Genomic DNA, 11,415 nt, shown 5'->3' on the forward strand with positions numbered 1-11,415 from the left:
CACCCCGCGCGCCGGGGAACCCCCGCGTCCAACACCGCCTGAAGGTGTTGCGCCGCACGACGGCCTCGCGCCCCCGTCGTGGATCACTTTCGTGCGATTCCCACAAAACGCCCCGGCGGATTTGCGAGCCGGCGGATAAAACATCCGCGATTCGATTGGCTTCGCGCAAAGTGTCGTTGACAGTTCTTGTACTCGCCGGTAGCTTCTGCGCCCGACGTGCTGGAAACCGCTCCGGGAAAAGTTGTCAGAACTGCACAAAACCTATTCCGGAATTTGTCATCGCGGGGAAGAGAGGGTGCTCATGACGGTAACCGCGACCACCACCGGCACGGTCGTGGACCTCGTGCGGCGCTGGGCACGCGAACGACCCGACCGCACCGCCTTCACGTTCCTCGACCACGACGCGGACCCGCGCGGTGTGCCGATGTCGCTCACCTGGGCGGACCTCGACGCCCGCGCCCACGGACGCGCCGGCCTCCTCCCCGCCTCATGACCACCCGCCTCCGGCAGGCGAACCGACAACGCCACGCCGCGCACCCGCTGGTGGCCGCCGCAGTGGTGGGTCTCGTAGTGGTGGCCGACCTGAGCCGAACGGGTGTGCGCGGATGAGAGCGATGTTGACGGATGCCTTGGTCGAGGCGAAGCGGGCGTTCCTGCGCCGGCAGCGCGTGGACATGGGCGTGCTGGCCGAACGGCTCGACATCAGCTGCGACGCCCTCCACCACTGGGTCGGCTCGCGGGAACAGCTGCTGGTCGAGGTGGCGTGGTCGCTGTCGGAGTACGCGCTGGGCGAGCTGGACCGGCCTCCGCGTGCGGCGGGCGCGGAACGCGTGGTGCGGCTCGCGGTCGGGTTCCTGGAGGCGGTCATCGGCAACCCCGGCATGAAGTACTGGCTGGCGCACGAGGGCGAGTTGGCGATGCGCCTGCTGACCCGGTACGACCGGGGCTTCCAACCGCGGCTGATCCGGGTGTTCCTGACCGTGCTGCGGGAGGAGACCGACGCGGGACGGCTCGACCTGCCCGCCGACCTGGCCGAGGTCGCGTACGTGATCGTGCGGATCATCGAGTCCTACACCTACCTGAACTTCATCACCGGACGCGAACCCGACGCGGCGAAGGCGGAATCGGTGCTGAGGATGCTGCTGCGCTGATCCACGCCTTCCCACAGGGGCTCTCTGCCAGGATCGACCGCATGGGGACCACCGCGCTGGTGCTGCCGCTCGCCGATCCCGCCGCCGACCTGGAGACGGTGGGTGGCAAGGGCGCCTCGCTGGCCAGGCTCGCCGCCGCCGGTCTGCCCGTTCCGGACGGCTTCCACCTCACCACGCACGCCTACCGCCGGTTCACCGCCGACCTCGACGCGGAGATCCGGGAAGGGCTCCGGGGCGAGGACCCGGCCACCGCGATCGCCGCCGCGTTCGCGCGCAGGGACGTGCCGGACGACATCGCCGCCGCGATCCGCGCGGCCCTGCCGTCCGGGCCGGTCGCGGTGCGCTCGTCGGCCACCGCCGAGGACCTGCCGGACCTGTCGTTCGCGGGCCAGCACGACACGTTCCTCGACGTCTCGGGCGACGACGTGCTGCACGCGGTCAAGCGGTGCTGGGCGTCGCTGTGGACGGCACGCGCCATCGCCTACCGCGCCCGCAACGGCATCACCGACGTGGCACTGGCCGTGGTCGTGCAGGAGATGGTCCCCGCCGACGCGGCCGGGGTGCTGTTCACCGCGAACCCGGTCACCGGCGCGCGGACGGAGACCGTGGTCAACGCCGCGCCCGGCCTGGGCGAGGCGCTCGTCGGCGGATCGGTCACCCCCGACGAGTACGTGGCGACGTCCGGCGAGGTGCGGCGGTCGGGTGGTTCCCTGCTGTCCGATGCCCAAGTGCTGGAGCTGGCCGATTTGGGCGCGCGGATCCAGGACCTGTACGGCGTGCCGATGGACGTCGAGTGGGCCGTGGCCGACGGGCGGATCGCGGTGTTGCAGGCCCGCCCGATCACGGCGCTGGCCGAGGTCTGGAACGACAGCCTGCGCGGCGACTACCTGTGGACGTGCGCGAACCTGCGCGAAGCCGTGCCGAGCGTGATGACGTCCGCCACCTGGTCGTTCGCCAAGGTGCTGGCGCAGCCGCCGATCGCCGGGCACCCGACGTCGGGCAACATCGGCGGCCGGTTCTACCTCAACATGAGCGCCGCGCTGGCCGTCGGCTCGGCGCTCGGGCTCGGCGGGTTGATGCGCCGGGTGGCCGAGCAGGCGTTCGGGCGCATCCCGCCCGGCGTGGAACTGCCGCGGCTGCCGCTGTCACGCCCGGCCGTGCTGCGCGCGGCGGTCGGCGCGGTGGTGCCGTTCCTCCGGCAGGGCCGGGAGTACCGGGCGAAGATCGACGGCCTGCTGGCGTCCGCGCCCGGCCGGGCCGAACGGCTGCACGCGGCGTTCCGCGCCGCGACCACGCCCGCCGAACTGCTCGCGCTGTGGAAGTCCGATGTGGACGAGGCGCTGCACGTGGACGCCAGGGTGTTCGACACGGGCGCGCGCAACGGCCAGATGTCGACGCTCAAGGTCCGCCGCCGGCTGGTGAAGCTGGTGGGGGAGGACGACGCCACCGCGCTGCTGACCGGCGCGCACGGCGCGGCGGGGGAGTTGGAGAGCCTGGGGCCGGTCCTGGGCCTGGCACGCCTGCGGCGTGGCGAGATCACCCGTGAGGCGTACGTCCGGCAGTACGGCCACCGGTTCGCCGACGAGTTCGAGGTGTCCGCGCCGCGCCCGGCCGAGGACCCGACGTGGCCCGATCTGCAGGACGTCGGAGTCGACCCCGACGAGTTGCTGGCACGACAGGCGGCCGTGCGGGACGCGGCGTGGGAACGCCTGCGAGCCGCCCACCCCGGCAAGGTGGCCGGCCTGCGCCGCCAGGTCGACGAATTCGCCGAACGGGCTCGTGAACGTGAGCGCGCACGGTCGGAGTTCGCCCGGACGTTCGGCGTGCTGCGGGCGTTCCTGGTGCGGGCGGGGGAGGTGACCGGGCACGGCGACGCCGTGTTCTTCCTGCCGATCGAGGAGACCTTGCGCGTTCTCGAAGGCGACGAGACCCCGTTGGCAGCGGTACCGGCCCGCCGAGCCGCCTACGACCGCTACCGCGCGCTGCCGCCGTACCCGACGCTGATCCGGGGCCACTTCGACCCCGAGACGTGGGCCGCCGACCCGAACCGCAGGTCGGACGTCTACGACGCGTCCACCGAACCCGAACCGCAGGGTGATGCGGTATCTGGTTTCCCCGGCGCGGCCGGTGTCGTGGAGGGCGTGGCACGGGTGATCCACGACGTCGCGGACGGCGCCGCCCTCCGACAGGACGAGATCCTGGTGACCACGGTGACGAACATCGGCTGGACCCCGCTGTTCCCCCGCGCCGCCGCCGTGGTGACCGACGTCGGCGCACCGCTGTCGCACGCCGCGATCGTCGCGCGCGAGCTGGGCATCCCGGCCGTCGTCGGCTGCGGCAACGCCACCACCCGCATCAAGACCAGCGACCGCGTCCGGGTTGACGGCGGACGCGGCACCGTGACCGTGCTGGCGCAGTCACTCCCGTCGGGGTAGCTGACCGGTCGGCCCGGTGGTCACGGTGAACCGCCCCGGCCCGAACGTGACCTGCCCGGTGGGTCCGGGGGAGACGGTGGCGCTGCCCGCCTGCAGATCCGCCTCGAAACCGGGCAGCTTGAGCCGGATCAACGCGGGCAGCAGCACGGCCACGGTGAACAGCCCGACCAGCACCGGCGTGGTGGCGGTCACCATCACGGCGGTCACCTTCGTGGAGAAGAAGAACGCCGTCCACATCGTGCCGAGCAGCAGCAACGAGATCGTCGCCACCGCGTAGCCGCCCCAGATGCCGGCGCGACCGCCTTCATCTCCCGCTCCAGCAACTGCAGGTTCCGCTGGGCATCCACGTGCCCGCGACTGCGCGTCAGACACTCCCGCAGGTGGTGCATGGCACGCACCCGGTACCCGAACCGGCCGCGCGCGTCGGCCGCCAACGACCCCATGCGGTGGTGTGCGACCCCGGCTACGAAATGCGGGTCCGCCTCCGTGTCCGGTGCCGACTCGATCGCCGACTGCGCCTGCGCGTACGCCTCCTCGTACCGCCCCATCTGGACGTACAACGCGCCGAGGTCGGCGTGGCTGCCGTGGTACGGGTCGATCTCGCGAGCCGCGGCGAACTGCCGCTCGGCTCGGTCGAACGCGCGCACGTGGTCGTACACCTCGGCCAGCAGCACGTGCAGGGCCGCCTCGTCCGGGGCGTTGATCAACGCCTGCCGCGCGGTCTCCTCCGCCTCCTCGAACCGGCGGGCGGCCCGCAGGCGGCTGATCCGGGCGCGGATGGCGCGCGGGTCGTCCGGCCCGGCGAGCCGCCGGGCCTCTTCGAAGACCGCCAGTGCCGCCCCGGGCCGCCACGCGTCCAGGTGGGTCCGGCCGAGGGCCAGGCGCAGCGGCACGCTGTCCGGTGACTTCGCGAGCGCGTCGGTGGCCACCGCGACGGCCCGGTCGTACTCGTGGGCACGGGACAGTTCGGTCACGCGGCACGCGACCAGGCGGTCGTCGTCACCAACGAACGCCGCCATGGCCTCGGCGTCGCGGTGCCGGGCCACCAGCACGCGGCCCCACGCGATGCGCAGGTCGACGTCGTCGGGGGAGTGGGCGAGGCGAGGGTGCGTCCGGCCAACGCCTCGGCCTGGTCCAGCTCACCTCGGCGGCGGTCGGCATGGGTCCCCCTCGGTGGCCCGGTCCGTTGTCGATCACAGTGCACCGTAGTGACCGGTCGGGCACGCCTTCGTTCGAGTGACCGTGGCGGCAGGCGGGGTATTCCGTTGTGGTGACCGGATCGTTACAGTCGGTGTCTGGGAACGCTCCCAGAAACGACAACGAAGGGGTTGTTGTGCGAAATCTGCTGGCGGCGGTGGCCGCTGTGGTGTCGATAGCCGGGTTGGTGGTGATCGGCGGGACCAGCACCGCGGGTGCGGCTCCCGTCTGCGCCGTGGACTACAAGCTGAACCAGTGGGCGACCGGGTTCACCGCGAACGTGACCGTGACCAACCAGTCCGCTCCGGTCACCTCGTGGAACCTCGCCTGGACGTTCGCCGGCAACCAGGCGATCAGCTCCGGGTGGAGCGCCGACGTGAAGCAGTCCGGCGCCCGGGTGACGGTCTCCAACATGCCGTGGAACGGTTCGCTGGCCACGGGCGCGAGCGCGCAGTTCGGCTTCCAGGCCACCTACAGCGGCACGAACGAGGTGCCGACCGACTTCGCGTTCAACGGCGTCTCGTGCAGTGGTGACGGGCCGACCACCACCACGACGTCTACGACCACCACCACCACCACCACGACCGGTGTGCCGCCAGTCGGCTGCGGCACGGCGGCGTTGTGCGACGACTTCGAGCAGCAGACCGGGACCACCCCGGCCGGCCGGTGGACCGTCGGCGCGGCCAACTGCACCGGCCAGGGCGCGGTCAGCATCGACAACTCGGTCGCGCACAGCGGCTCGAAGTCGGTACGCGTCAACGGTGCGGCGGGCTACTGCAACCACATCTTCTTCGGCACTCCGGTGACCGGGTCGTCCGCCGCCGTGCACGGCCGGTTCTACGTCCGCCACACCACGGCGCTGCCGGCGGCGCACGTGACGTTCATGGCCATGAAGGACACCGCTGACGCGGGCAAGGACCTGCGCATGGGCGGCCAGAACGCGGCGTTGCAGTGGAACCGGGAGTCCGACGACGCCACCCTGCCCGCGCAGAGCCCGCAGGGCGTGGCGATGAGCAAACCGCTGCCCACCGGCCAGTGGAACTGCGTGCAGTTCACCGTCGACCCGGCGGGCAGGCTCTCGACCTCGCTGAACGGCGCGCCGGTCGAGGGTCTGCAGGTGGACGGCGTGCCGACGCCCGATATCGACCAGCAGTGGCTGGCCAGGTCCGGCTGGCGGCCCGCCGTCACGGACCTGCGGCTGGGCTGGGAGAGCTACGGCGACGGCGCGGACACCCTTTGGTACGACGACGTCACGGTCGGCTCCTCGCCGATCGCCTGCTAGTCGGGCGTGGGCGCCGGGGTCCGTACGGCTCCGGCGCCCACGGAACGCTGGGAGGACCAGCCTTCGCCCGGTCCGACCGGGCGATCACCCGGTCGTGAGATGCGCCCCATCGGTACCGTCTTCTCAATAACTTCAGTGTTGACTAAAACGAGTCTTTCCCAGTGGTCCGTGCCACCGGGAAAGACTCGTTTCAAAACACGCCAGGACGGTCAGAGGCCGACGTAGGCGCGGAGGTGTTGGGCGGTCAGGGTGGAGGCGTTCTCGACCAGGTCCGTAGGAGTGCCGGTGAACACGATCCGGCCGCCGTCGTGCCCGGCGCCGGGGCCGAGGTCGATGATCCAGTCGGCGTGGGCCATGACGGCCTGGTGGTGTTCGATCACGATGACGGTGTTGCCGTCGTCCACGAGGCGGTCGAGCAGGGCGAGCAGCTGGTCGACGTCGGCGAGGTGCAGGCCGGTGGTGGGCTCGTCCAGGATGTAGGTGGACGCCTTCTCTGCCATGTGGATGGCGAGCTTGAGCCGTTGCCGTTCGCCGCCGGAGAGCGTGGTCAGGGGTTGGCCCAGTGAGAGGTAGCCGAGGCCGACGTCGACGAGTCGGTCGAGGATGGCTTTGACCTGCTTCTCGGTGAAGAACTCGCGGGCTTCCGTGACGGACATGCCGAGGACTTCGCTGATGTTCTTGCCGCGGAGTTCGTGGGTGAGCACTTCGGCGGTGAACCGCTTGCCTTCGCACTCCTCGCAGACGGAGGCGACGCCGGCCATCATCGCGAGGTCGGTGTAGACGAGGCCGATGCCCTTGCAGGTCGGGCAGGCGCCTTCGGAGTTGGCGCTGAAGAGGGCGGCTTTGACGCCGTTGGCCTTGGCGAAGGCGGTGCGGATGGGGTCGAGCAGGCCGGTGTAGGTGGCGGGGTTGGAGCGTCGTGAGCCACGGATGGGTGATTGGTCGACGGTGACGACGTCGGGGCGCTTGGCGAGGGATCCGTGGATGAGTGAGCTCTTGCCGGAGCCTGCGACGCCGGTGACGACGGTGAGCACGCCGAGTGGGATGTCGACGTCGACGTCTTTGAGGTTGTGCAGTGAGGCGCCGGTGATGGGGAGTTGGCCGGTGGGGGTGCGGACTTCGTCGCGGAGTCGGGCGCGGTGGTCGAGGTGGCGACCGGTGAGGGTGTCGGAGGCGCGGAGTTCGGCGACGGTTCCGGTGAAGGTGATGTGGCCGCCGTTGGTGCCGGCGCCGGGTCCGAGGTCGACGACGTGGTCGGCGATGCGGATGGTTTCGGGTTTGTGTTCGACGACGAGGACGGTGTTGCCCTTGTCGCGCAGGCGGATGAGGAGGTCGTTCATCCGCTGGATGTCGTGGGGGTGCAGGCCGATGGTGGGTTCGTCGAAGACGTAGGTGACGTCGGTGAGGGCGGAGCCGAGGTGGCGGACCATCTTGACGCGTTGGGCTTCGCCGCCGGAGAGGGTGGCGGCGGGTCGGTCGAGGCTGAGGTAGCCGAGGCCGATTTCGACGAGGGAGTCGAGGAGTTCTTTGAGGGTGGTGAGCATGGGGCCGACGGAGCGGTCGGTGATCTTGGCGACCCAGTCGGCGAGGTCGCTGATCTGCATGGTGGAGCAGTCGGCGATGTTGACGCCGTCGATCTCGGAGGAGAGGGCGGCGGCGTTGAGGCGGGCGCCGTGGCAGGTGGGGCATTCGGTGAAGGTGACGGCGCGGTCGACGAAGGCGCGGATGTGGGGTTGCATGTTTTCGCGGTCTTTGCCGAGGTAGAGGCGTTGGACTTTGACCAGGAGGCCTTCGTAGGTGACGTTGGTCTTGCCGATTTTGACTTTGGTGGTTTCGCGGTTGAGGAAGGCGTCCCATTCCTCTTCGGTGAAGTCCTGGAGTTTCTTGTCGGGGTCGTAGAAGCCGGATTGGATGTAGGTCTGGACGTACCAGTTGTCGACGGTGAAGCCGGGGACGGTGATGGCGCCTTCGGTGAGTGATTTGGTGCGGTCGACGAGTTGGTCGGTGTCGATGGTGGAGATGCGGCCGAGGCCTTCGCAGTGGGGGCACATGCCTTCGGGGAGGTTGAAGCTGAAGGCGCCGGAGGTGCCGACGTGGGGTGTGCCGAGGCGGCTGAAGAGGATGCGGAGCATGGTGTGGGCGTCGGTGGCGGTGCCGACGGTGGAGCGTGAGTTGGCGCCCATGCGTTCCTGGTCGACGATGATGGCGGCGCTGAGGTTGCGGAGTGCGTCGACGTCGGGGCGGCCGAGGCTGGGCATGAAGGACTGGATGAACGCGGTGTAGGTCTCGTTGATGAGTCGTTGTGACTCGGCGGCGATGGTGCCGAAGACGAGTGAGGACTTGCCGGAGCCGGAGACGCCGGTGAAGACGGTGAGTCGTCGTTTGGGGATGTCGACGGAGATGTCGGCGAGGTTGTTCTCCCGGGCGCCGCGTACTTGGATGACGTCGTGGCTGTCGGCTGGTGCGGCCATCGCCTTGCTTCCCCCTGGTTTGTTTATGGCGTAAAGTGATCGCGGGCACGATACTTTACGCTGTAAGGGGTGAGCAAGTGGCCGTGTTCGCCGGGCAGGGTGACGCGCATCGGTCGATGCGGCTGTTGTGGCGTGAGCCCGGTGGGTCGGCGGGGCCGGGGTTGAGTGTGGACGTGATCCTGGACGCGGCGATCGCGGTGGCGGACGGCGACGGCATGGCGGCGTTGTCGATGCGTGCGGTGGGGGACCGGTTGGGGCGTTCGGCGATGGCGTTGTACACGTATGTGCCGAGCAAGGCCGAGTTGGTCGATTTGATGTACGACAAGGTGCTGGGGGAGTTGCCGGCGGAGTACCCGTTGGGCGACGGGTGGCGGGTGGCGTTGCGGGCGTGGGCGGAGGACCTGCGGGGGTTCTTCCTGGCGCATCCGTGGGTGTTGCAGGTGTCGCAGGCTCGGCCGGTGTTGGGGCCGAACGAGTTCGCGATGTTGGAGACGTTGTTGCGGATCCTGCGGGAGACGGGGTTGGGGCCGTCGGTGTTGCGGGGTGTGGTGGGTGCGGTGGTGCAGTTCGTGCGTGGTGCGGCGGGGGTGATCGCGGATGCGCGACGTGCGGCGCGGGAGACGGGGATGACGGACGAGGAGTGGTGGTTCTCGCGGTCGCCGGTGTTGGAGGAGGTGGCGACGGGTTTCGCGGAGCGGTTCCCGTTGGCGTCGTGGATCGGGGCGGAGGAGCCGCCGCCGGTGGTGGGGGATGAGTGCGTGCCGTACCTGGAGCGGGACGCGGTGCGGAATTTCGTGACGGGGTTGGACGTGTTGCTGGACGGTATCGAGGCGGCGGTGGCGCGGGCCGGGGCGGGCGTCGAGGGCTGAGGTCGGTCCCACCGTGCCCAGTCGGTCCTGGGAAACAGGGCGGCGACGGCGCGTGTGTGCGCCGTCGCCGGGTGCCGATCTCGGTGTGGGGTCAGTCTTCGCGGCCGAGTTGGACGTGCTCCAGCACGCCGATGGCGTCCGGTACGAGGACCGCGGCGGAGTAGTACGTGCTGACGAGGTAGGAGATGATGCCCTTTTCGCTGACGCCCATGGTCCGCACCGACAGGCCCGGCTGGTACTCGTCGGGGATGCCGGTCTGGTGCAGGCCGATGACGCCCTGGTTCTGCTCGCCGGCGCGCAGCAGCAGGATCGAGCTGGTGCGGTTGTCGCTGATCTCCAGCTTGTTGCACGGCAGCAGCGGAACACCGCGCCACGCGGGCACGTGGTGGCCGTTCAGGTCCACTGTGGACGGGTAGACGCCGCGTTTGGTGCATTCCTTGCCGAACGTCGCGATCACCCGCGGGTGGGCCAGGAACGCGGTCGGCTCCTTCCACACGGTGGCCAGCAGGTCGTCCATGTCGTCCGGCGTCGGCGCGCCGTTGCGGGTGTGGATGCGCTGCTTGAGGTCCGCGGCGTGCAGCAGCCCGAACGAGCGGTTGTTCACCATCTCGTGCTCCTGGCGTTCGCGCAGGGCCTCGATGGTCAGCCGCAACTGCTCCTCGGTCTGGTTCATGGGGTTGTTGTAGAGGTCCGCGACCCGGCTGTGCACCCGCAGGACCGTCTGCGCGACGCTGAGTTCCAGTTCGCGCGGCGTGAGCTCGTAGTCCACGAAGGTCGCCGGCAGGTCCGGCTCGCCGTCGTGGCCCGAGGCGATGTCGATCTCGGCCTCGCCGTGCGCGTTCTGCCGCCGATCGCCGACGTTGAAGGCGCGCTGGATGTGCGCGCGCAGGGCGCCCGCCTCGCCGTTGAGCTGCTCGAAGTCCTGCCACGACAGCACCAGCGCGGTGACCGGCGTGACGGCCTTGGCGGTGAAGTCCCACTCGTCCTGCGGCCCGGCGAGCACCTTGTCGCCGAAGTAGTCGCCGTCGGCCAGGACGCCGAGCACGGTCTTGTCGCCGTACTCGCCCGTGCCGATCTTGTCGACCTTGCCGTGCGCGACCAGGAACAGTTCGTTCTGCGGACGACCGCGTTCGACGATGACGTCGCCCGGGCCGTACTCGCGCTGCTGGAAGCAGCGCGCCAACGCGGACAGCGCCTCCACGTCGTCGAATCCCCGCAGCAGGGGCAGTTCGCAGAGCTCCTGCGGCACCACGTCGATGTCCGCGCCGATGTTGGTGAACGTCAGTCGGCCGTCGCCGATCGCGTAGCTGAGCCTGCGGTTGACCCGGTAGGCGCCGCCTTTGGCCTCCACCCAGGGCAGGACCTTCAGCAGCCACCGGGAGGTGATGTTCTGCATCTGCGGCACGGACTTGGTCGTCGTCGCCAGGTTCCGGGCCGCGGCTGTGCTGAGGCTCAGCCGGTTTTGTTCGCTCTCCACGTCGGGGGTGGGTGAATCGGTCACAGTCACCGCGTGCACCGCCAATCCATTTTTTGTTGACCGGATCGACTCGACCGTAGTCAGCGGAAAAGGAAGGGGGAAGTATCCGATACGGCGACCTCCCTCCGGGTTAACGGCGACCTCCCTCCGGGTTGTCTGTCGGTGCGGTGTGCGCGCGCTGTGTGACTGGAACGCGGAGGTGGCCGTCTTCGGGGAAGTTGGTGGTTTTACCGGTGTCGTTCACCTGGCCGTGGAGTTGACCGGTGGCGGGGTGTGGATTTATCGCCCGCCGGGGTCGGCGATGGGCCTTGACGTGCCGCAGGGTGACCAAATCCGCACATGTGCGGAGAGTGGTTCCTTCGTATGAGTTCATTCCGACGGTCGAACCGGCGATTTTTCGGCAGGTAAATCTACCGGCACTCCGGAACGTGTCCACACCACAGTGCGGGGAATCACGAACGTGAATCGTCAGCGGATCGACGTCGATTTGCGTGATACCTGGTCGAGGGACTGCCCGGTGTCGACGGCGGTGT

Annotated in this window: 9 protein-coding genes; 5 read left to right on the top strand and 4 right to left on the bottom strand. The window is 69.5% G+C overall.

The genetic code is table 11. The annotated features are described in order from the left end of the window. The first annotated feature begins 301 nt into the window (after positions 1 to 301). From FM051_RS06045 to FM051_RS06055, 3 genes are all read left to right on the top strand, one after another. Positions 302 to 493: a hypothetical protein gene (locus FM051_RS06045; protein WP_158841499.1), complete on the top strand. Its 192-nt coding sequence runs from the start codon at positions 302 to 304 to the stop codon at positions 491 to 493. 112 nt (positions 494 to 605) lie between these two features. Next, a complete protein-coding gene (locus tag FM051_RS06050; protein WP_158841501.1) occupies positions 606 to 1,151 on the top strand; it encodes a QsdR family transcriptional regulator in 546 nt (181 codons plus the stop codon). A 41-nt stretch (positions 1,152 to 1,192) separates the two neighbouring features. Beyond that, positions 1,193 to 3,586, top strand: a complete 2,394-nt coding sequence (locus tag FM051_RS06055; RefSeq protein ID WP_158841503.1) for a PEP/pyruvate-binding domain-containing protein — start codon at positions 1,193 to 1,195, stop codon at positions 3,584 to 3,586. Here the strand turns inward: FM051_RS06055 and FM051_RS06060 are convergent. Both FM051_RS06060 and FM051_RS06065 read right to left on the bottom strand, forming a co-directional pair. Then, a complete protein-coding gene (locus tag FM051_RS06060; RefSeq protein WP_158841505.1) occupies positions 3,569 to 3,856 on the bottom strand; it encodes a hypothetical protein in 288 nt (95 codons plus the stop codon). The genes FM051_RS06055 and FM051_RS06060 overlap by 18 nt on opposite strands. Further along, entirely contained in the window at positions 3,790 to 4,638 is an 849-nt protein-coding gene (locus tag FM051_RS06065) for a tetratricopeptide repeat protein (RefSeq protein ID WP_158841507.1), read from the bottom strand. The genes FM051_RS06060 and FM051_RS06065 overlap by 67 nt, the downstream gene beginning before the upstream one ends. A gap of 281 nt (positions 4,639 to 4,919) precedes the next feature. Between FM051_RS06065 and FM051_RS06070 the strand changes: the two genes are divergently transcribed. Continuing rightward, complete coding sequence (locus tag FM051_RS06070; RefSeq protein WP_158841509.1) at positions 4,920 to 6,065, top strand: cellulose-binding domain-containing protein; 1,146 nt, start codon at positions 4,920 to 4,922, stop codon at positions 6,063 to 6,065. 209 nt (positions 6,066 to 6,274) lie between these two features. Here FM051_RS06070 and FM051_RS06075 read toward each other — a convergent pair whose 3' ends face one another. Next, the gene (locus tag FM051_RS06075) at positions 6,275 to 8,536 is read right to left on the bottom strand and encodes an ATP-binding cassette domain-containing protein (RefSeq protein WP_158841511.1); all 2,262 of its coding nucleotides are present in this window, start codon (positions 8,534 to 8,536) and stop codon (positions 6,275 to 6,277) included. 77 nt (positions 8,537 to 8,613) lie between these two features. Here FM051_RS06075 and FM051_RS06080 point away from each other — a divergent pair, with 77 nt between their 5' ends. Continuing rightward, positions 8,614 to 9,405: a TetR/AcrR family transcriptional regulator gene (locus FM051_RS06080; RefSeq protein ID WP_158841513.1), complete on the top strand. Its 792-nt coding sequence runs from the start codon at positions 8,614 to 8,616 to the stop codon at positions 9,403 to 9,405. Positions 9,406 to 9,496: 91 nt separating this feature from the next. Here the strand turns inward: FM051_RS06080 and FM051_RS06085 are convergent, their stop codons facing one another. Then, positions 9,497 to 10,912, bottom strand: a complete 1,416-nt coding sequence (locus FM051_RS06085; protein WP_158841515.1) for a family 2B encapsulin nanocompartment shell protein — start codon at positions 10,910 to 10,912, stop codon at positions 9,497 to 9,499. Positions 10,913 to 11,415 lie beyond the last annotated feature (503 nt).

The sequence above is a fragment of the Saccharothrix deserti genome (assembly GCF_009769385.1).
Lineage (GTDB): Bacteria > Actinomycetota > Actinomycetes > Mycobacteriales > Pseudonocardiaceae > Actinosynnema > Actinosynnema deserti.

Coding starts and splice junctions, on each gene's coding strand:
- FM051_RS06050 (WP_158841501.1), top strand. CDS start 606: ATGAGAGCGATGTTGACGGATGCCTTGGTCGAGGCGAAGCGGGCGTTC.
- FM051_RS06075 (WP_158841511.1), bottom strand. CDS start 8,536: ATGGCCGCACCAGCCGACAGCCACGACGTCATCCAAGTACGCGGCGCC.
- FM051_RS06055 (WP_158841503.1), top strand. CDS start 1,193: ATGGGGACCACCGCGCTGGTGCTGCCGCTCGCCGATCCCGCCGCCGAC.
- FM051_RS06045 (WP_158841499.1), top strand. CDS start 302: ATGACGGTAACCGCGACCACCACCGGCACGGTCGTGGACCTCGTGCGG.